The 19,325-nt window shown below is 62.3% G+C and carries 17 protein-coding genes; 4 read left to right on the top strand and 13 right to left on the bottom strand.

Annotated features, from left to right (window positions below):
* Positions 1-82: 82 nt before the first annotated feature.
* The 5 genes from L6D82_RS05490 to L6D82_RS05470 form a co-directional block, all read right to left on the bottom strand.
* Positions 83-1,108, bottom strand: coding sequence for a putative 2-aminoethylphosphonate ABC transporter substrate-binding protein (locus L6D82_RS05490; RefSeq protein WP_236188284.1), 1,026 nt, complete (start codon positions 1,106-1,108; stop codon positions 83-85).
* A 47-nt stretch (positions 1,109-1,155) separates the two neighbouring features.
* A complete protein-coding gene (locus L6D82_RS05485; protein ID WP_134022612.1) occupies positions 1,156-2,880 on the bottom strand; it encodes a putative 2-aminoethylphosphonate ABC transporter permease subunit in 1,725 nt (574 codons plus the stop codon).
* Positions 2,880-3,956, bottom strand: a complete 1,077-nt coding sequence (locus L6D82_RS05480; protein WP_102685803.1) for a putative 2-aminoethylphosphonate ABC transporter ATP-binding protein — start codon at positions 3,954-3,956, stop codon at positions 2,880-2,882. The genes L6D82_RS05485 and L6D82_RS05480 overlap by 1 nt, the downstream gene beginning before the upstream one ends.
* A 224-nt stretch (positions 3,957-4,180) precedes the next feature.
* Positions 4,181-5,044: a LysR family transcriptional regulator gene (locus tag L6D82_RS05475; RefSeq protein WP_007953452.1), complete on the bottom strand. Its 864-nt coding sequence runs from the start codon at positions 5,042-5,044 to the stop codon at positions 4,181-4,183.
* A gap of 16 nt (positions 5,045-5,060) precedes the next feature.
* On the bottom strand, positions 5,061-7,370 hold the full coding sequence (locus L6D82_RS05470; RefSeq protein WP_236188283.1) for a heavy metal translocating P-type ATPase: 2,310 nt from the start codon (positions 7,368-7,370) through the stop codon (positions 5,061-5,063).
* An 84-nt stretch (positions 7,371-7,454) separates the two neighbouring features.
* On the opposite strand from L6D82_RS05470, the gene cadR reads away from it, so the two are divergent.
* On the top strand, positions 7,455-7,904 hold the full coding sequence (gene cadR / locus L6D82_RS05465; RefSeq protein WP_011336419.1) for a Cd(II)/Pb(II)-responsive transcriptional regulator: 450 nt from the start codon (positions 7,455-7,457) through the stop codon (positions 7,902-7,904).
* Positions 7,905-8,023: 119 nt separating this feature from the next.
* Here cadR and L6D82_RS05460 read toward each other — a convergent pair whose 3' ends face one another.
* From L6D82_RS05460 to L6D82_RS05450, 3 genes are all read right to left on the bottom strand, one after another.
* On the bottom strand, positions 8,024-8,995 hold the full coding sequence (locus L6D82_RS05460; RefSeq protein ID WP_011336420.1) for a thymidylate synthase: 972 nt from the start codon (positions 8,993-8,995) through the stop codon (positions 8,024-8,026).
* Positions 8,996-9,043: 48 nt separating this feature from the next.
* Positions 9,044-9,859 (bottom strand): prolipoprotein diacylglyceryl transferase, encoded by an 816-nt coding sequence (lgt, locus tag L6D82_RS05455; protein WP_039767887.1) that lies wholly within the window; start codon positions 9,857-9,859, stop codon positions 9,044-9,046.
* A 96-nt stretch (positions 9,860-9,955) separates the two neighbouring features.
* Complete coding sequence (locus L6D82_RS05450) at positions 9,956-10,738, bottom strand: sulfite exporter TauE/SafE family protein (protein WP_064380026.1); 783 nt, start codon at positions 10,736-10,738, stop codon at positions 9,956-9,958.
* Positions 10,739-10,869: 131 nt separating this feature from the next.
* Here L6D82_RS05450 and L6D82_RS05445 point away from each other — a divergent pair, with 131 nt between their 5' ends.
* The gene (locus L6D82_RS05445) at positions 10,870-11,616 is read left to right on the top strand and encodes an NRDE family protein (RefSeq protein ID WP_236188282.1); all 747 of its coding nucleotides are present in this window, start codon (positions 10,870-10,872) and stop codon (positions 11,614-11,616) included.
* 204 nt (positions 11,617-11,820) lie between these two features.
* Here L6D82_RS05445 and ptsP read toward each other — a convergent pair whose 3' ends face one another.
* Together ptsP and L6D82_RS05435 are read right to left on the bottom strand one after the other, a co-directional pair.
* Positions 11,821-14,100 carry a phosphoenolpyruvate--protein phosphotransferase gene (ptsP, locus tag L6D82_RS05440; RefSeq protein WP_064600191.1) on the bottom strand — a complete coding sequence of 760 codons (2,280 nt, stop codon included), beginning with the start codon at positions 14,098-14,100 and terminating at the stop codon, positions 11,821-11,823.
* 22 nt (positions 14,101-14,122) lie between these two features.
* Positions 14,123-14,602: an RNA pyrophosphohydrolase gene (locus L6D82_RS05435; protein ID WP_003229203.1), complete on the bottom strand. Its 480-nt coding sequence runs from the start codon at positions 14,600-14,602 to the stop codon at positions 14,123-14,125.
* Positions 14,603-14,745: 143 nt separating this feature from the next.
* Between L6D82_RS05435 and L6D82_RS05430 the strand changes: the two genes are divergently transcribed.
* On the top strand, positions 14,746-15,402 hold the full coding sequence (locus L6D82_RS05430; RefSeq protein ID WP_011336424.1) for a histidinol-phosphatase: 657 nt from the start codon (positions 14,746-14,748) through the stop codon (positions 15,400-15,402).
* A 105-nt stretch (positions 15,403-15,507) separates the two neighbouring features.
* Here the strand turns inward: L6D82_RS05430 and L6D82_RS05425 are convergent, their stop codons facing one another.
* Together L6D82_RS05425 and ilvA are read right to left on the bottom strand one after the other, a co-directional pair.
* Positions 15,508-15,921, bottom strand: a complete 414-nt coding sequence (locus L6D82_RS05425; RefSeq protein WP_011336425.1) for a DUF2269 family protein — start codon at positions 15,919-15,921, stop codon at positions 15,508-15,510.
* Positions 15,922-15,962: 41 nt separating this feature from the next.
* Positions 15,963-17,477, bottom strand: a complete 1,515-nt coding sequence (gene ilvA, locus L6D82_RS05420) for a threonine ammonia-lyase, biosynthetic (RefSeq protein WP_011336426.1) — start codon at positions 17,475-17,477, stop codon at positions 15,963-15,965.
* A gap of 146 nt (positions 17,478-17,623) precedes the next feature.
* Here ilvA and rpiA point away from each other — a divergent pair, with 146 nt between their 5' ends.
* Entirely contained in the window at positions 17,624-18,298 is a 675-nt protein-coding gene (gene rpiA, locus L6D82_RS05415; protein ID WP_007953476.1) for a ribose-5-phosphate isomerase RpiA, read from the top strand.
* Between the two features lie 83 nt (positions 18,299-18,381).
* Here the strand turns inward: rpiA and L6D82_RS05410 are convergent, their stop codons facing one another.
* Positions 18,382-19,299: an SdiA-regulated domain-containing protein gene (locus L6D82_RS05410; RefSeq protein WP_102685809.1), complete on the bottom strand. Its 918-nt coding sequence runs from the start codon at positions 19,297-19,299 to the stop codon at positions 18,382-18,384.
* Between the last annotated feature and the right edge of the window lie 26 nt (positions 19,300-19,325).

Raw genomic sequence — 19,325 nt, 5'->3', positions numbered from 1 at the left:
ACGCGGAGCGTCCTTGGCTGCATTCCCACGCGGAGCGTGGGAACGATCAATGCTCCGTCAGGGAACGATCGGGTAAGAAGATTTACTTGGCAGCGACTTTCTCGGACTTGCCGTCATAACGCTTGCGCCATTCGGTCAGGATCTCGTCGCGGTTCTTCGAGGCCCAGGCGAAGTCGTTCTTGATCAGGCGCTGCTCGTAGTCGGCCGGCAGTTCGGTCTGCGGCTTGGCGATACCCGGCTGGGCGAGGACGGCGAAGTTTTCCTTGTACAGATCCATCGCCGGGGCGCTGGCGGAGAAGTCGGCCAGTTTCTTCGCAGCCTCTTCATGCGGCGTGCCGTTGATCACGGCGGTCGCTTCGATCTCCCAGCCCAGGCCTTCCTTCGGCAGGATGATGTCCAGCGGTGCGCCCTGACGCTTCATCTGAACGGCCGGGTATTCGAAGGAAATCCCGATCGGGAATTCGCCCGCCGCCGCCAGTTTGCAAGGCTTGGAACCGGAGTGAACGTACTGGCCGATGTTCTGGTGCAGACCGTCCATGTAGGCCCAGCCCTGCTTCTCGCCGAAGGTTTGCAGCCAGGCGCTGACGTCGAGGAAACCGGTGCCGGACGAGGCCGGGTTCGGCATCACGATCTTGCCCTTGTACTCAGGCTTGGTCAGGTCCTGCCAGCTCACCGGTTTGCTCAGGCCCTGTTTCTCGGCCTCGACGGTGTTGAAGCAAATGGTCGCGGCCCAGACGTCCATGCCGACCCAGGCTGGCGGGTTGGCGGCGTCGCGGTAGTTCGCGCCGATCTTGCCCAGATCCTTCGGCGCATAGCTTTGCAGCATGCCTTGCTGATCGAGGATCGCCAGGCTCGACGCCGCCAGGCCCCAGACCGCGTCAGCCTGCGGGCGATCCTTTTCGGCCAGCAGTTTGGCGGTGATGATCCCGGTGGAGTCGCGCACCCACTTGATCTCGACGTCCGGGTTGGCCTTTTCGAAGGCCTCTTTGTAGGACTTCAACTGCTCGGCTTCGAGGGCGGTGTACACCATCAACTCGGTTTTTGCCGCGAAGGCATTCAGGCTGAAAGTAGCGAGCACAGCAGCGGCCAGGGCCATAGGCTTGAACATGATCGTTTTCCTGTCGGTGAGTTGAGGCTGAAGGGATAAGTCGTGGATCAGTGGCCGGGCGCCGTTTGCCGCCAGGCCTGGGAACGGCGCAGCAAGCCGCGCGAAGCCCACGCCAGCAGCAAGGACACGCCCGCCGAGGTGAACAGAATCAGGGTCGACATCGCCGCAGCCCCGCCGACGTTGCCGGCGTCATCCATGTTCAGCACCGCCACCGCCGCGAGGATGGTGTCGGGGCTGTAGAGGAAGATCGCGGCGGACACGGTGGTCATGGCCGAGACGAACAGGTAGCGCACGATGTCCAGCAGCGCCGGCAGGCAGATCGGCACGGTGACCCGCAGGTAATGCCGGTACAGCGGCGCCTTGAGCGACAGCGCGGCAGCTTCGAACTCGGCGTCGAGCTGGCGCAGCGCGGTGGTGGCGGTCATCTGCGCGGTGGTCAGATAGTGAGCAATGGTGCAGACGATCAGCAGGGTCATGGTCCCGTACAGCACGTGCAGCGGGTTGCCGGTCAGGTTGAAGAAGAAGACGTAACCCAGACCCAGCACCAGCCCCGGCACCGCCATCGGTACGAAACTGAGCATTCGCAGTGTCAGATTCAGCCCGCGCTGGCTGCGGGTCTTTTCCATCAGGTAGGCGCCGGTGAAGATCAGCACGCTGCCAATCAGCGCCGTGCCCAGCGCCATCTTCAAACTGTTGCCGTAGGCCAGCCAGCCACCGCCGGCAGTTTCGTTGAACTGATAGTGGTTGAGTGACAGCGACAGGTTGTACGGCCAGAATTTCACCAGCGACGAGAATACCGCCATACCGAACACCAGCAGCAACGCGGCGCTGATCAGCAGCACAACGCTGAAATAAAAGGCGTCGCGCTTCTTCGACGGTGCCGGTTTGAACACCTGGGCGCGACCGCTCATGGAGTCGCCGTGACGCCGACGCAGCCAGGCATCGACGCCAAAACTGAACAGCGCTGGCAGCAGCAGAACCATGCCGATCAACGCGCCGCGACCGAATTGCTGCTGGCCGACCACCGCTTTGTAGGCTTCCAGCGCCAGCACCTGATAGTCGCCACCGACCACCACCGGCACACCGAAATCGGTGATGGTCAGGGTGAACACCAGACAGAACGCGGCGAACACGGCCTGGCGGGTCGCCGGCCAGGTAATGCTACGAAAGGCCTTTGCCGGACTGGCACCCATGCTCGACGCGGCGTCGAACAATCGCGCATCCGCCAGCGACAGGGCTGACAGCAAAATCATCAAGGCGTGTGGGAAGGTGTAGATCACCTCACCCAGAACAATCCCCCAGAAACCGTAGATGTTGTCCGACAGCAGCCCGCGCAACAGGCCCTGATTGCCGAACAGATAGACCAGCGCAATCCCCGGCAGCATCGACGGCGCCATCAGCGGCAGCAGGGAAATCCCACGCCAGATGCCTTTGCCGGAAATCAACGTGCGCTGCAAGGCGTAGGCAAACAGGTAGGCCAGCGGTACGACGATCGCCGCGACGCTGAGGGAAACTTTCAGGCTGTTACCGAGCAACCAGTGGAAATTGTCGCTGGTCACCAACTCCTTGGCGGCGAGCCAGCCACCGCCCTGCCCGGCTTCGCTGCTGAAGCCGCGCCAGAAGATCGCCAGCAATGGCAACAGCACCGCCACACCGAGCAGCACCAGCAGCAGAAGTTTGCCGCCGAGGACGAAGATCCGGTCGCCGACCTCGGCCCCGGACATCTGCCGCGCCTGCTTTTGCGGTAGCGGCAGTGCGAGGTTGCTGTTCATCAGGCAAACACCTGCAGGCTGCGTGGCGGCAAGGCGACCATGATCTGCTGGGCGCCGAGGCGTGGCATGGCTTCCGGTGCCAGTTCGGCGAGCAAGGGGTGGCCGGGCAACTGATCGAGTTCGAAGCTCATGCGGCAGCGGTTGCCGAGGAAAGTGATCTCGCGAACCTTGGCCGGGAACAGGTTTTCCTCGTGTACCAGCGGATTGACGTTGATCGCTTCCGGGCGGCAGAACAGCCGGCCCGACGCACTGTGGACGCTGCCGTCGGCCAGGCGCAGGTTCATCCCGCCGACCTTGGCGTGGCTGTCGCTGCTGCGCTGGAATGGCAACCAGTTGCCTTGGCCGACGAACTCGGCCACGAACGGCGTGGCCGGGCGGTTGTAGATTTCCTGCGGGGTGGCGTACTGCTCGACCTTGCCGTTGTTCATCACGGCAATGCGGTCGGCCATCAGCATGGCCTCGTCCTGATTGTGGGTGACCATCAAGGTGGTGATGCCGAGGTTGCGTTGCAGTTGACGCAGCTCGGTGCACAGATGCTCGCGAACCCGGGCATCGAGGGCCGACATCGGTTCGTCGAGCAACAGCAGCGACGGCGCCGGTGCCAGAGCCCGGGCCAGTGCCACCCGTTGCTGCTGGCCGCCGGACAACTGGCCCGGGTACTTTTTCTCACTGCCGGTGAGGCCGACCAGTTCCAGCATCTGACCGACGCGACGGCGCACTTCATCGCGACCGCTGCCGGCGAGGCCGTAGGCAATGTTCGCTTCGACGGTCAGATTGGGAAACAGCGCGTAGGACTGGAACAGGATGCCGTAGTCGCGGGCCTGCGGCGCGAGGTGGGAAACATCGCGCTCGCCCAGGTACAGCTCGCCGCTGTCCTGCTTCTCCAGACCGGCGATGCAACGCAGCAACGTGGTCTTGCCGCAGCCCGACGGGCCGAGCAGGCACACCAGTTCACCGGCCGCGACATCGAGGGAGACGTTATCCAGCGCAGTGAATGCGCCGAAGCGCTTCTGCACGCCGCGCACTTTCATCGGTGCGCCGGGGTTGGTCAGGGCAGTTGCGATTGCAGGGTTCATGGACAGGCCTCATCAAGCAGATGAGACGAATCCTAGAGTTGTAATGCGTCGGTCATATGGCAGTGAGGCAAAAACCGCCGATAGTGGTATTCAGGATTTTTGGTTCACCACAGATCGTTCCCACGCTCTGCGTGGGAATGCCTCAACGGACGCTCCGCGTTCGGCTCTGGAAGGGACGCGGAGCGTCCCGGGCTGCATTCCCACGCAGAGCGTGGGAACGATCACTAAGCCGGGGACATTTCCTGCGCCAGTCCGAGAAACGCTGCCGGCAAGCGGGCGTTCTTGCGTTCCTTGAGGCAGTAGAGGTATTCGGGAATCTGCGGCGCATTTTCGAGGGTCAGCACCCGCAACTGCGGATCGTGCGGCACTTCCTGGCGGGCGATGATGCTGATGCCGATGTTGCGCAGCACCGCCTCGCGAATCGATTCGCGGCTGCCGATCTCCAGCAACGGGCCGAAACTGACGCCGGCGCTGGCCAGCAATTCTTCGGTGAGGCGACGGGTAGTTGAGCCGGATTCACGCATCAACAAGGTATGCCCGGCCAGCGCACTCAGCGTCACATGGTCGTGCGCCGCCAGTGGATGATTGCGATGCACCGCCAGCACCAGCGGGTCGCTGCCCAACACCCGACGGATCAGCCGTGCATCGTCGAGCAACTGCGACGAGGCCGCGACATCCACCCGATAATCCTCCAGCGCTTCGAGCACCTGCTGCGAGTTGCCGATTTCCACCGACACTTCTACCTGTGGCAAACGCTCGCGGAACGTCTTAACCAGATCAAGGATGTAATACGGCGCGGTGGCGGCAATGCGCAGCGTGCCCTGCACCTGGCCGCTGTTGCGCAGGAAGAACTCGATATCGGCTTCCTGCTGCAACAAGGCTTTGACCATCGGCAACAGTCGCGCACCTTCGTCGCTGACACTCAAGCGCCGGCCGCCACGGTAGAACAACTCCACCGAATACTGGCTTTCCAGATTGCGGATCTGAGTGGTCACGGTCGGTTGGCTGAGGCCGAGCTTTTTCGCCGCCAGCGTGATGCTGCCCAGGCGGGCCACCATGTAAAACGCTTTCAGCTCGGCACTCAGCACAACCGTCCCTCTTCCTCTATTTGCGCAACAGGCGCAAACCGTTGAACACCACCAGCAGGCTCACGCCCATGTCGGCAAACACCGCCATCCACATGGTGGCGAGCCCGGCGAAGGTTACCCCAAGAAAGATCGCTTTGATCACCAGCGCCAGCGCGATGTTCTGTTTGAGGATAGTGGCGGTATGGCGCGACAGGCTGATGAAGGCCGGAATCTTGCGCAGATCGTCGTCCATCAGGGCGACATCGGCGGTTTCGATCGCGGTGTCGGTGCCGGCCGCCGCCATCGCAAACCCGATCTCGGCCCGAGCCAGTGCCGGCGCATCGTTGATGCCGTCGCCGACCATGCCAACTCGACGGCCCTGCGCATACAGGTCTTCGATGGCTTGCAGTTTGTCGGTCGGCAGCAAGTCGCCCTTGGCCTGATCGATCCCGACCTGCGCCGCAATCGCCTGCGCGGTGTGGACGTTGTCGCCGGTGAGCATCAGGGTTTTCACGCCCAGTTCGTGCAGTTGGCGGATCGCTTCGCGGCTGGTTTCCTTGACCGTGTCGGCCACGGCGAACAATGCCAGCGGGCCGGAACGGTCGAGCAGCAACACCACGGACTTGCCCTGTTTCTCCAGCGCGAACAGCTTTTCTTCCAGTTGCGGCGAGCACAGGCCCAGTTCTTCCACCAGACGGTGGTTGCCCAAGTGGTAGACCTGACCGTTGACCTCGCCCTTTACCCCACGGCCGGCCAGCGCTTCGAAGTTATCCACAAGCAGAGCCGCGAACCCTTTATCCACAGCCGCATTGGCGATGGCCAGCGATACGGGGTGATCGGAGCGACCGGCCAGCGCGGCGGCAATCGCCGGGGCCGTGGCGTCGGCGGTCGGGTCGAGGGACAGGTAATCGGTCTGTACCGGTTTGCCGTGGGTGATGGTGCCGGTCTTGTCGAGGGCCAGATAGTCGAGCTTGAAACCGCCCTCCAGGTACACGCCGCCCTTGACCAGAATGCCTTTGCGCGCCGCAGCCGCGAGGCCGCTGACGATGGTCACCGGGGTGGAAATCACCAGTGCGCAAGGGCACGCGACCACTAGCAGCACCAAGGCGCGGTAGATCCAGTCGAACCACGCGGCGCCCATGAACAGCGGCGGGATGATCGCCACGGCCAGCGCCAGGACGAAGACCACCGGGGTGTAGATTTTCGAAAACTGATCGACGAAGCGCTGAGTCGGCGCTCGCGCGCCTTGCGCCTGTTCCACGGCGTGGATGATCCGCGCCAGAGTCGAATTGTTCGCCGCTGCCGTTACCGCGTATTCCAGCGAACCGGCCTGGTTGATGGTGCCCGCAAAGACCTTGTCGCCGACGGTTTTCTCCACCGGCAGGCTTTCGCCGGTGATCGGCGCCTGATCGATGGTCGAACTGCCGCTGACGACTTCACCGTCCAGCGCGATGCGCTCGCCGGGTTTCACCCGCACGCGGGCGCCGAGATCGATGCTTTTGACGTCGAGCTCGACCCAGTTGCCGTCCGCCTGCAACACGGTCGCCTGCTCCGGCGTCATCTGCATCAGGCCGCTGATGGCATTGCGTGCGCGATCCAGCGAGCGCGCTTCGATCAGCTCGGCCACGGTGAACAGGAACATCACCATCGCCGCTTCCGGCCACTGGCCGATCAACACGGCGCCCGTCACGGCGATGCTCATCAGGGCGTTGATGTTGAGGTTGCGGTTCTTCAGGGCGATCCAGCCCTTCTTGTAGGTGGTGAGGCCGCCGCTGAGGATCGAGATCAGCGCGATGATCGCCACCACCCAGGTCGGCGCGGCGCTGGTGAAGTGGATCACTTCAGCGGCCAGCGCACCGACGCCGGACAGCGCCAGAGGCCACCAGTGTTTTTTCACCGGGGCGGCGGCCGGGGCATCAACGCCCGCCTCCAGCGGCTCGGCCTGCATGCCGAGGGATTTGATTGCGTCGATGATCGGCGCGGTGTCCGGCAGATTGTGAGTCACGCCGAGCACGCGGTTGATCAGGTTGAATTCCAGTTGCTGGATCCCGGCCAGTTTGCCGAGCTTGTTCTGGATCAGCGTCTGCTCCGTCGGGCAGTCCATCGCCTCGATGCGGAAGCTGCTCAGCCGGGCGTCAGCGCTTTTTGCCTCGCTCAGTTGCACCAGTGAAGGCGTGGCGGCTTTCGACGAGCAGCAGGAATATTCACTCGAATGAACCGGCGCAGGCGCAACGGTTTTCGACCCGCAGCAGGAGTCGCCGGCGTGGGCATGTTTATGCACAGGCTGCAGTTTGTGACTGTGATCGTGCCCGTCGCCGGGCTTGTGGGTGTGCAGGGAATCGCTCATTGGTCGCGTCCATGAAGGTGCCTGTTGCCAAGTAAAGACCCTGTAGCCACTATAGGGTCAAGCACCCTTTTGGAGATTGCCGTCATGAAGATCGGAGAACTGGCGAAACAGACCGATTGCGCCGTGGAAACCATCCGCTACTACGAGCGTGAAAACCTGCTGCCGGAACCGGCCCGCAGTGACGGCAACTACCGCGTCTACACCCAGGCCCACGCCGAGCGCCTGACCTTCATCCGCAACTGCCGCACCCTCGACATGACCCTCGAAGAAATCCGCAGCCTGCTCGCCTTGCGCGACAGCCCGCAGGATCAATGTGAAAGCGTGAATGCGCTGATCGACGAGCACATCCAGCACGTCAAGGCGCGAATCGATGGGTTACTGGCGTTGCAGACGCAACTGCTCGAGCTGCGCCAGCGCTGTGGCGAAGGGCCGGAAGCGGATCAGTGCGGGATTTTGCAGAGGCTGGAAGTCAGTGGCGGGGTTGTGGCAACCGAAGTCGAACATTCCCATGTGGGCAGAAGCCACGGCCACTAACGACTGACGCTCGTTCCCATGCTCCGCGTGGGAATGCCGCCATGGACGCTCCGCGTCCAAAGTGACGCGGAGCGTCACGGGATTCATTCCCACGCAGAGCGTGGGAACGATCCTGCCGACTAGACCGCCATCGGCGCGGTCATCGGCGCATGGTGCTCGTAGCCTTCCAGCGAGAAGTCGCTCGGCTCCACCAGTTCCAGCCACTCCGGTTGATAAACACCGGTCTTGGCAAACTCCGGCACGCGGTCCGAAATCTTCAGTTTCGGCATGGCGAACGGCTCGCGCTTGAGCTGTTCGTTGAGCATGTCCAGGTGGTTTTCGTAGACGTGGGCGTCACCGATGAAATAGGTGAACCAACGCGGCGTGTAGCCGGTCAGGCGACCGATCAGACTCAGCAGCGCAGCGCCTTCGGTGAGGTTGAACGGCGTGCCCAGGCCCAGGTCGTTGGAGCGGATGTAGAGGGTCAGGGAAATTTCCTTGGTCTCAACATTCGGGTGGAACTGGTACAGCAGATGGCACGGCGGCAGGGCCATTTCATCGAGCTGGGCGCAGTTCCAGCCGTGGAACAGGATGCGCCGGCTGCCCGGATCCTTGATGATCGTGTCGACGCACTGGCGCACCTGATCGATGGCTTTGTACAAGACCACATAGGCCTGACCGTCTTCTTCGCCCTGGGCAATCTGCTTGTAGCCGTTGCTCAGGGTTTGTTCGATGGCGGCGGTGTTGCTCAGCGGGATCTGCTTGTACGCCGGCCATTTGCGCCATTGCACGCCGTAGATTTCGCCAAGGTCGTCTTCGCCCTGGCGGAACGGGTTGGCCAGCCACTGGGCGTTTTCGTTGGCGTTCTGATCCCAGACCTTGCAGCCCAGCGCACGGAATTCGGCGGCGTTGTTCACGCCACGCAGAAAGCCGCACATCTCGCCGATGGCCGATTTGAAGGCCATCTTGCGGGTCGTGATCGCCGGGAAACCTTCCTGCAGATCGAAGCGCAACATCGCGCCCGGAAAGCTGATGGTGTTCACGCCGGTACGGTTGGCCTGTTTGGTGCCGTTGTTGATGACGTGCGACACCAGATCGAGATATTGCTTCATGAGTTACCTGTCCTTGAGCCCCGGCAGACGTCGCCGGGGTTCGAATATTTAAGCTGTCGGTGCAACCGGCGCCGCCGGGGCGCGGTGGTAGGCCAGCCAGATCAGGAACAGCCCGCCGATGATCATCGGTACGCAGAGTACCTGACCCATGGTCAGCCAGTTCCAGGCCAGATAGCCCAGTTGCGCGTCCGGCACGCGGACGAATTCGACGATGAAACGGAAGATGCCATAGAACAGCGCGAACATGCCCGAGACCGCCATGGTCGGCCGCGGCTTGCGCGAGAACAGCCAGAGGATCAGGAACAGCGCCACGCCTTCCAGAGCGAACTGATACAGCTGCGACGGGTGACGCGGCAGTTGCGCCGGGTCGCTGAACGGCGGGAACACCATGGCCCACGGCACGTCGGTGGCCTTGCCCCACAGCTCGGCATTGATGAAGTTGCCGATACGCCCGGCACCCAGACCGATCGGCACCATCGGCGCCACGAAGTCCATCAGCTGGAAGAACGACTTGCCGTTACGCTTGCCGAACCACAACGCGGCCAGCATCACGCCGATGAAACCGCCGTGGAACGACATGCCGCCCTTCCACACTTCGAAAATCAGCGTCGGGTTGGCCAGGTAAGCGCTCAGGTCGTAGAACAACACATAGCCCAGACGCCCGCCGACAATCACCCCCATCGACAGCCAGAACACCAGGTCGGACAGCTTTTCCTTGGTCCAGGTCGGGTCGAAACGGTTGAGCCGGCGCGATGCCAGCAGCCACGCGCCGCCGATGCCGACCAGGTACATCAGGCCGTACCAGTGGATTTTCAGCGGACCGATGGCCAAAGCCACCGGATCGATCTGCGGGTAAGGCAGCATTGCGACTCCTCGTTAGCATTCAAATCTTCAAAAATTCCCGGGCGACGCTGTCACCTCAGGATTAAGCCAGGATTGCGACCTGCCAAAACCGACGGCTCAGAACAGAAAGCTCAGGCCCACGCAAAACAGCAAAGCCGCGAACAGCCGTTTCAGCAACTTCGGCGACAGCCTGTGCGCCAGCCGCGCGCCGAGACGGGCGAACACCATGCTGGTCAGCGCAATGCCGAGCAGTGCCGGCAAATACACAAAACCGAGACTATGGGCCGGCAGCAACGGATCATGCCAGCCCAGAATCATGAAACTTATTGCACTGGCCACAGCAATCGGCAGACCGCAGGCCGACGAGGTCGCCACCGCCTGCTGCATCGGCACGCTGCGCCAGGTCAGGAACGGCACGGTCAGCGAGCCGCCGCCAATCCCGAAAATCGCCGATGCCCAGCCGATCACACTGCCGGCCACGGTCAGACCGAGTTTACCCGGCACCGTTCGGCTGGCCTTGGGTTTGACGTCCAGCGCCAGCTGCGCCGCGATCACCAGGGCGAACACACCGATGATCTTTTGCAGGTTGGGCCCGGAGATCGCTTCGGCGGTCAGCGCTCCGAAACCCGCGCCGAGCAGAATGCCAACGGTCATCCACTTGAAGATCGGCCAGCGCACCGCGCCGCGTCGATGATGCTCGCGCACCGCGTTGACCGACGTGAAGATGATCGTCGCCAGGGACGTGCCGACCGCCAGATGGGTCAGGATCGACGGATCGAAGCCCTGCAAGGTGAAACTGAACACCAGCACCGGGACGATGATGATCCCGCCGCCCACCCCGAACAGCCCGGCCAGTACGCCCGCACAGGCGCCCAGCGCCAGATAGAGCAGAAATTCCATGACTGCCTCCCAAGGCGCGTCCCCAAAACCGGAGCGGCATGGTAACGGATGGATACCCTTCGGCTCCACTGGCGATGGATGCACGGACGATGTCTGCGTAGAGTGGGCAAAAAACACACAAGGACCACCTTATGTGCCTGATTGTTTTCGCCTGGCGGCCGGGGCATGCCCAGCCGCTGATCGTCGCGGCCAACCGTGACGAGTTCTACGCCCGGCCCAGCCTGCCGCTGGCCCAGTGGCCCGAGTCGCCGCATGTTCATGCCGGTCGCGATCTTGAGGCCGGGGGAACCTGGCTCGGTCTGGGCGCCAACGGTCGTTTTGCGGCGCTGACCAACATTCGCGATCCGCATCAGCCGCCGGCCCGGCGCTCCCGGGGTGAACTGGTGGCGGGTTTTCTGACCGGAAACCTGTCGATCGATGACTATTTGTCTGACGTTGTCGCCCGTTCGCCGGACTATGCCGGCTTCAACCTGCTGCTGGGCAATGCCAACGAGCTGTGGCACTTCAATGCGCGGTCTTCGGAACCGGTGATGTTGCAGCCCGGCGTCTATGGTCTGTCCAACGCCGGGCTGGATACGCCGTGGCCGAAACTGCTCAAGGCCAAGGCTGCATTGAGTGCGGTGCTGGATGATCCGCAGCCCGAGCGGTTGTTGGCTTTATTGAGTGATGCGCAAACGGCACCGTTTGCTGATCTACCGGATACCGGTGTGGGATTGGCGACCGAGTCGTTGTTGTCGAGTGTGTTTATTGCCAGCCAGAGCTACGGGACACGCGCAAGTACGGCGTTGATCGTGCAGGCGGACGGTACGCGGCGGATGGTGGAGCGCAGTTTCGGGCCGTATGGCGGGCACTTGGGGGAAGTGGAGATCAAAATTTAAAAGCTACCCTCACCCCAGCCCTCTCCCGGAGGGAGAGGGAGCCGACCGAGGTGTCTTGAGCCTTACATCGACCTGAAAGATCGAGTCGATTATGGATTCAATACAACTCGTTCAGGTCGATGCATATCTGCAGCATCCCGCGATCAGTCCCCTCTCCCTTTGGGAGAGGGTTAGGGTGAGGGGCTTTTCGGGATCGCCACTAATCTAGAGGGGTTTGACCGCCGCCGGATTGACCATCTTCGCCAAACCGAGGTTCTTCAGCGCCAGTTGCAGCGAGCTGTGGATGACCTGCGGGTTGTCGATGGTCATCAGTTCCGCCAGCAGATCCTTGGCCTTGCTCAGGTTGATCTGGCGCAGCATCCATTTCACCTTCGGCAGGTTGGTGGCGTTCATCGACAGGCTGTCGAAACCCATCGCCATCAACAGCACCGCTGCCGCCGGGTCACCAGCCATCTCGCCGCAGATACTCACCGGTTTGCCTTCGGCATGGGCGTCGCGCACTACGGTTTGCAGGGCTTGCAGCACCGCGGGGTGCAGGTAGTCGTAAAGATCTGCCACCCGTGGGTTGTTGCGGTCCACCGCCAGCAGGTACTGGGTCAGGTCGTTGGAGCCGACCGACAGGAAGTCCACCATCCGCGCCAGTTCCTTGGTCTGGTAAACCGCCGCAGGAATTTCGATCATCACGCCCACCGGCGGCATCGGCACGTCGGTGCCTTCGTCGCGCACTTCGCCCCAGGCCCGGTGAATCAGGTGCAGCGCCTCTTCGAGCTCGTGGATGCCGGAGATCATCGGCAGCAGGATCCGCAGGTTGTTCAGGCCTTCGCTGGCCTTGAGCATCGCACGGGTCTGCACCAGGAATATTTCCGGGTGGTCGAGAGTGACGCGGATCCCGCGCCAGCCGAGGAACGGGTTGTCTTCCTTGATCGGGAAGTACGACAGCGACTTGTCGCCGCCGATGTCCAGGCTGCGCATGGTCACCGGTTGCGGATGGAACGCGGCGAGTTGCTCGCGGTAGATCGCCAGTTGTTCCTTCTCGCTCGGGAAGCGCTGGTTGATCATGAACGGCACTTCGGTGCGGTACAGACCGACACCTTCGGCGCCGCGCTTCTGCGCTCGCGCCACGTCCGCCAGCAGGCCGGTGTTGACCCACAGTGGCATGCGGTGGCCGTCCAGGGTCACACACGGCAGGTCGCGCAGGGTATCGAGCCCCAGCGCCAGTTGCTTCTCTTCCTCCACCACCTCGGTGAACTGCTTGCGCAGCACTTCGCTGGGGTTGGTGTAAACCTCGCCCCGTGTGCCGTCGACGATCATTTCGATGCCGTCGACCTTGGCGTACGGCAGATCGACCAGACCCATTACAGTCGGGATACCCATGGCCCGGGCCAGGATCGCGACGTGGGAGTTGCCCGAACCGAGTACCGACACCAGACCGACCAGCGTGCCTTCCGGCACCTCGCCGAGCATCGCCGGCGTCAGTTCTTCGCTGACCAGAATGGTTTTTTCCGGGTAGACCAGGTTCTGCTGACGCTCTTCCTGCAAGTAGGCGAGCAGGCGTCGGCCCAAGTCCTTGACGTCCGACGCCCGCTCACGCAGGTACTCGTCGTCCATCAGATCGAAACGGTTGACGTGATCGGTCACGACCTGGCGCAGCGCGCCCTGGGCCCACTGGCCGGTCTTGATCACGTTGGTGATTTCGCTGCCCAGCGAGGCATCGTCGAGCATCATCAGGTAGACGTCGAACAGCGCACGCTCTTCCGGGCGCAGCTGGGTCGCCAGTTTGGCCGACAACGCACGCATGTCGGCGCGCACGCCTTCGATGGCGGTCTTGAACAACGCCAGTTCGGCGTCGATGTCGGTGATGGTCTTGTCCGGCACCACGTCCAGATCCGCCGGTGGCAGCATGACCACCGCGGTACCGACCGCCGCGCCCGGCGAACCCGGTACGCCGACGAACTTGGCTTCCTGGATGCCCTTGCCCTGACGGCCCAGGCCACGGATGGAACCTGTGGCCTCGGCGTGGGCGATTACGCCGGCGAGCTGCGCGCTCATGGTCACGAGGAAGGCTTCTTCACCTTCATCGAACTGGCGGCGTTCTTTCTGCTGGATGACCAACACGCCGACGACGCGGCGGTGGTGAATGATCGGCGCCCCGAGGAACGAGGCGTAGCGCTCCTCGCCGGTCTCGGCGAAGTAGCGGTAGCGCGGGTGATCCGCGGCGTTTTCGAGGTTCAGGGGTTCTTCACGCGTGCCGACCAGGCCGACCAGACCTTCGTTGGGTGCCATGCTGACCTTGCCGATCGAGCGCTTGTTCAAGCCCTCGGTGGCCATCAGCACGAAGCGATTGGTCTCTGGATCAAGCAGGTAGACCGAGCAGACCTGGCTGCCCATGGCCTCTTTGACGCGCAACACAATAATCCCCAACGCCGCCTTGAGATCCTTGGCGGAGTTAACTTCCTGGACGATCTTGCGCAGCGTATTGAGCATGGCTCGGGGTCGAACTCCGTCGTCAGTCGCGCGCTAAAAGGCGCGGGGCAAGCTCTTTGAGAGCGCGGCGATACACTTCGCGCTTGAATGTCACCACCTGGCCCAACGGATACCAATAACTGACCCAGCGCCAGCCATCGAACTCCGGTTTACCGGTCAAATCCATCCGCACCCGCTGCTCGTTGGAGATCAGGCGCAGGAGAAACCATTTCTGTTTCTGGCCGATGCACAGCGGTTGGCTGTGGGTTCGCACCAGACGTTGCGGCAAACGATAGCGCAACCAGCCCCGGGTGCAGGCCAGTATTTCAACATCTTCGCGTTCCAGGCCAACTTCTTCGTTCAGCTCGCGGTACAAGGCGTCTTCCGGCGTCTCCTCGGGATTGATTCCCCCTTGTGGAAACTGCCAGGCATCTTGATTGATACGGCGAGCCCATAGCACCTGGCCGGCGTCATTCGTCAGAATGATCCCGACATTAGGGCGGAAACCATCGGGGTCGATCACGGCAACAACCTCGCAAACGCATGTCGCCGCATTGTTCCACAAAGGTTGTGAAGGCGGCAACGAGGGTTCCGAGCTTATGTGCACTCTTGTGAAAAGACCGTATTCTTGTGGCCTTTTTACTGACTTTTCAGCGGGTAACTGCAATGCGCCTGGCTTTATTCGATTTGGACAACACCCTTCTGGGCGGCGACAGCGATCACGCCTGGGGCGATTATCTGTGCGAACGCGGCTTCCTCGACCCGATCGCGTACAAAGCGCGCAACGACGAGTTCTATCAGGATTACCTGGCCGGCAAACTGGATAACGCCGCGTACCTGAACTTCTGTCTGGAAATCCTCGGGCGCACCGAGATGGCCGTGCTTGAGCAGTGGCACAACGATTACATGCGCGACTGCATCGAGCCGATCATGCTGCCGAAGGCGCTTGAGTTGCTGAAAAAGCACCGCGATGCCGGCGACAAACTGGTGATCATCACCGCCACCAACCGCTTCGTCACCGCGCCGATCGCCGTGCGCTTGGGCGTCGAAACCCTGATCGCTACCGAGTGCGAGATGCAGGACGGTCGCTACACCGGGCGCAGCACCGATGTGCCGTGCTTCCGCGAAGGCAAGGTGACACGCCTGAACCGCTGGCTGGAAGAAACCGGGCATTCGCTGGAAGGCAGCTATTTCTACAGCGACTCGATGAATGACCTGCCGCTGCTGGAGCAGGTGGCGAATCCGGTGGCGGTCGACCCGGATCCGAACCTGCGGGCCGAAGCCGAGAAACGTGGCTGGCCCGTCATAAGCCTTCGCGGCTGATACCGCCATCGCTGGCAAGGCCAGCTCCCACAAAGAATTTGTGAACGCGTCAGATCAATGTGGGAGCGAGCCTGCTCGCGAACGGGGTCGACGCGGTCCCAAGCCTTAAACCGGCTTCGCCCCCATCAACGCCGCAATGGCCAGAAATCCGACGCCGCTGACAATGGCCAGCGCCAGATTGAATTTCCGGTTGCCGACCCCGCTGGTCCATAGCCGATTAAGCCGAACAAGCAGCCAGACCGCGCTGAATGTGGCCACGGCATAGATCACGCTGGACCCCAGAATCCAAAACTGTCCCAACGGCCAGCCAATCAGGTGCACCAACCACCAGCCGGTGAAAGGCATGCTGAGCACGCCGATCAGCATCAGACACCAGACGAACAACCAGGGTCGCTGCATCGTGCTGGCCGGCCCCTCGCTGCGATTACGCCAGGAAACAGCGGCGAGCCCCAGCCCGCTCGCCAGTATCACCACGGTCGCCGCGACGTGAAGGACTTTCAGGGTGGTCAGGGTTTCCATGAATTTCTCTTTCCTTGTGCCATACCCATCAGCGTAGCCGTTCAGCCAAGAAACAGCTGATAGGCCGGGTTGTCGCTTTCGTCCCAGTACGGGTAGCCGATTTCCTCAAGGGCTGCGGGCACCAGATGACGTTCGTCGTGGGGCACTTGCAGGCCTGCGACCACACGGCCATCCGCCGCACCGTGGTTGCGGTAGTGGAACATCGAGATGTTCCAGCGACCGCCGAGCTTGTTGAGGAAGTTGAACAGCGCGCCCGGACGCTCCGGGAACTCGAAGCGCAGCACCACTTCATCGACCACGTGCGCCGCGCGACCGCCGACCATGTGACGGATGTGCAGCTTGGCCAGTTCGTTGTCGGTCAGGTCGAGCACCGGGAACCCCTGTTCGGTCAGGCTCGCCAGCAGTGCGCTACGCGGGTCGTTGTCCGGGTGGGTCTGCACGCCGACAAAGATGTGCGCTTCGCTGCCATTGTTGTAGCGGTAGTTGAATTCAGTGATCTGGCGCTTGCCGATGGCCTCGCAGAAGGCCTTGAAGCTGCCGGCCTTCTCGGGGATGGTCACGGCGATGATCGCTTCGCGGCCTTCACCCAGTTCGGCGCGCTCGGCGACGTGGCGCAAGCGGTCGAAGTTGACGTTGGCCCCGGAGTCGATGGCCACGAAGGTCTGGCCGCTGACGCCGCGCTGCTCGACGTACTTCTTGATCCCGGCCACGCCCAGCGCGCCGGCCGGTTCGGTGATCGAGCGGGTATCGTCGTAGATGTCCTTGATCGCCGCGCAGATTTCGTCGGTGCTGACGGTGATCACTTCATCGACGTAATCCTTGCAGATATCGAAGGTGTGCTGGCCGATCTGCGCCACCGCCACGCCGTCGGCGAAGATGCCTACAGTCGGCAGCACCACGCGTTCGCCCGCCGCCATCGCCGCTTGCAGGCAGTTGGAGTCATCGGGCTCGACGCCGATGACCTTGATGTCCGGCCGCAGGTATTTCACGTACGCCGCGATACCGGCGATCAGACCGCCGCCGCCCACCGGAACGAAAATCGCATCCAGCGGCTGCGGATGCTGGCGCAGGATTTCCATCGCCACGGTGCCCTGCCCGGCAATGGTGTGCGGATCGTCGTACGGGTGGATATAGACGTAGCCTTTTTCATCGACCAGTTTCAGCGAGTAGGCCAGCGCTTCCGGGAAAGAATCGCCGTGCAGCACCACCTTGCCGCCACGGGAGCGCACGCCTTCGACCTTGATCTCCGGGGTAGTCTTGGGCATCACGATGGTCGCTTTCACGCCCAGCACTTTCGCCGCCAGGGCCAGGCCCTGCGCATGGTTGCCCGCCGAGGCGGTGACTACGCCGCGAGCGCGCTCTTCGTCGCTCAACTGGGTCAGCTTGTTGTAGGCGCCGCGAATCTTGAACGAGAACACCGGCTGCAAGTCTTCGCGCTTGAGCCAGATATCGTTGCCCAACCGCTCGGAGAGCTGGCGGGCGTTCTGCAGCGGGGTTTCTACGGCAACGTCATAAACGCGCGAGGTGAGGATCTTCTTGACGTACTGTTCGAGCATCGGAAAGCATCACTGGCGGTTGGGCGGGACCAGCGAGTCTAACCCGGCTTTCGGCCGGACGACCACACGAATCCAGAGGTTTTAGCCCGGCTTGAGGCTATAATGCCGGCCTTTCCGTTCTTACCTTGCCCGCTTCCGGAGCCCGCATGACCCAGGATCAACTCAAACAGGCCGTGGCCCAGGCCGCCGTCGACTTCATCCTTCCGAAACTCGACGACAAGAGCATCGTCGGCGTCGGCACCGGCTCCACCGCCAACTGCTTCATCGACGCCCTGGCCCAGCACAAAGGCGCGTTCGACGGCGCGGTCGCGAGCTCCGAAGCCACCGCCGCGCGCCTCAAGGGCCACGGGATTCCGGTGTACGAGCTGAACACCGTGAGCAACCTGGAGTTCTACGTCGACGGCGCCGATGAAAGCGACGAGCACCTGAACCTGATCAAGGGCGGCGGCGCAGCCCTGACCCGCGAGAAGATCGTCGCGGCTGTGGCCCAGACATTCATCTGCATCGCCGACGCCAGCAAACTGGTGCCGGTGCTGGGTGCGTTCCCGCTGCCGGTGGAAGTGATCCCGATGGCCCGCAGCCACGTCGCCCGCCAGCTGGTGAAGCTGGGCGGCGACCCGGTCTACCGCGAAGGCGTGCTGACCGACAACGGCAACATCATCCTCGACGTGCACAACCTGCAGATCACCAATCCGGTGGAGCTGGAAGCGCAGATCAACGCGATCGTCGGCGTGGTCACCAACGGTTTGTTCGCGGCGCGTCCGGCGGATCTGCTGTTGCTGGGTACCAGCGAAGGTGTAAAGACCCTCAAAGCTGAATAAACCAGGCTGCCCACATATTTGTGGGCAGATGAAAAACCTGTGGGAGCGAGCTTGCTCGCTCCCACAGTGTTTTGCGGTGCGAATTATTTCTGCGCAGGCTTCCTGAAGACATAAAACAGATTCGGCTCGCTCACCAGATACAACGTCCCGTCGTCATCCATCGCGATACCTTCCGCCTGCGGCACGGTTTTCTTCAGGCCCTGCCGGCCACCGCTCAACGACATGGTGCTCAACGGGCGCCCGTCCACATCCAGTTCCAGAATCAGCCGTGACTCGTCGGACAGCGCCAGCAAATGGCCGCTGCGCTCGTCGTATTGCAGGCTCGACAGATCGCGCACGAACATCCCGGCATCGCGCTTGGGATTGTTGATCACGTGTACCGCGTAGGATTTTTCCGGGTTGAAGTGCGGAAAACCGTGCACTTCATAGATCAGCATCGGATCCCGCTCCTTGGCCACGAACAGGCGTTTGCCCACCGAGTCGTACGCCAGGCCTTCAAACCCCTTGTTGCCGCTCATGTGCACACCGAGGGTCATTTGCTCGGCGTCCGCTGCATCGAGGAACGTGGTGCCGTGTTCCAGATGGATCTTGATCAGGCGTTGCTGGCGTTCATCGGTGATCACGTAGGTGTCGGCGCTGATGAACTCCACCGCCTCCGGATCACCGAAGCCGATCAAGGCGACACGGCGCAGGATCGTGCCGTCCAGCGACAGCTCGACCAGTTCGGCATTCTTGTTGGTCACGGTGAACAGGCTCTTGCGCACCGGATCGTAGGTCAGCGCCGAGACATCGTCGTTCAGCCCGTCGATGACCTTCGCTTCAATCTCCACCCGGTATTGATCCAGCCCGATCGCCTCGCTGCTCATCGGCTGCCATAGCGTATGCAGGTTGAACCAGGCACGCTCGAACAGGCGCATGTATTGGCCGATCGCAATCAACGCGATCAGGGCAATCACCGACAGGATGATGAACAGAGGCTTGGGACGGGCAAGTCGACGCATTCGGGCAGGCTCGGAGTCAAAACAGG

The sequence above is a fragment of the Pseudomonas paraglycinae genome, assembly GCF_021601625.1.
Taxonomy (GTDB): Bacteria; Pseudomonadota; Gammaproteobacteria; order Pseudomonadales; family Pseudomonadaceae; genus Aquipseudomonas; species Aquipseudomonas paraglycinae.
This window is presented reverse-complemented; position numbering and strand designations above follow the sequence as displayed.

Coding starts and splice junctions, on each gene's coding strand:
- L6D82_RS05425 (WP_011336425.1), bottom strand. CDS start 15,921: ATGGAAACCCTGACCACCCTGAAAGTCCTTCACGTCGCGGCGACCGTG.
- L6D82_RS05445 (WP_236188282.1), top strand. CDS start 10,870: ATGTGCCTGATTGTTTTCGCCTGGCGGCCGGGGCATGCCCAGCCGCTG.
- lgt (WP_039767887.1), bottom strand. CDS start 9,859: ATGCTGCCTTACCCGCAGATCGATCCGGTGGCTTTGGCCATCGGTCCG.
- L6D82_RS05485 (WP_134022612.1), bottom strand. CDS start 2,880: ATGAACAGCAACCTCGCACTGCCGCTACCGCAAAAGCAGGCGCGGCAG.
- L6D82_RS05410 (WP_102685809.1), bottom strand. CDS start 19,299: ATGCGTCGACTTGCCCGTCCCAAGCCTCTGTTCATCATCCTGTCGGTG.
- ptsP (WP_064600191.1), bottom strand. CDS start 14,100: ATGCTCAATACGCTGCGCAAGATCGTCCAGGAAGTTAACTCCGCCAAG.
- L6D82_RS05470 (WP_236188283.1), bottom strand. CDS start 7,370: ATGAGCGATTCCCTGCACACCCACAAGCCCGGCGACGGGCACGATCAC.
- L6D82_RS05480 (WP_102685803.1), bottom strand. CDS start 3,956: ATGAACCCTGCAATCGCAACTGCCCTGACCAACCCCGGCGCACCGATG.
- L6D82_RS05460 (WP_011336420.1), bottom strand. CDS start 8,995: ATGAAGCAATATCTCGATCTGGTGTCGCACGTCATCAACAACGGCACC.
- L6D82_RS05490 (WP_236188284.1), bottom strand. CDS start 1,108: ATGTTCAAGCCTATGGCCCTGGCCGCTGCTGTGCTCGCTACTTTCAGC.
- ilvA (WP_011336426.1), bottom strand. CDS start 17,477: ATGCTCGAACAGTACGTCAAGAAGATCCTCACCTCGCGCGTTTATGAC.
- L6D82_RS05450 (WP_064380026.1), bottom strand. CDS start 10,738: ATGGAATTTCTGCTCTATCTGGCGCTGGGCGCCTGTGCGGGCGTACTG.
- L6D82_RS05430 (WP_011336424.1), top strand. CDS start 14,746: ATGCGCCTGGCTTTATTCGATTTGGACAACACCCTTCTGGGCGGCGAC.
- rpiA (WP_007953476.1), top strand. CDS start 17,624: ATGACCCAGGATCAACTCAAACAGGCCGTGGCCCAGGCCGCCGTCGAC.
- cadR (WP_011336419.1), top strand. CDS start 7,455: ATGAAGATCGGAGAACTGGCGAAACAGACCGATTGCGCCGTGGAAACC.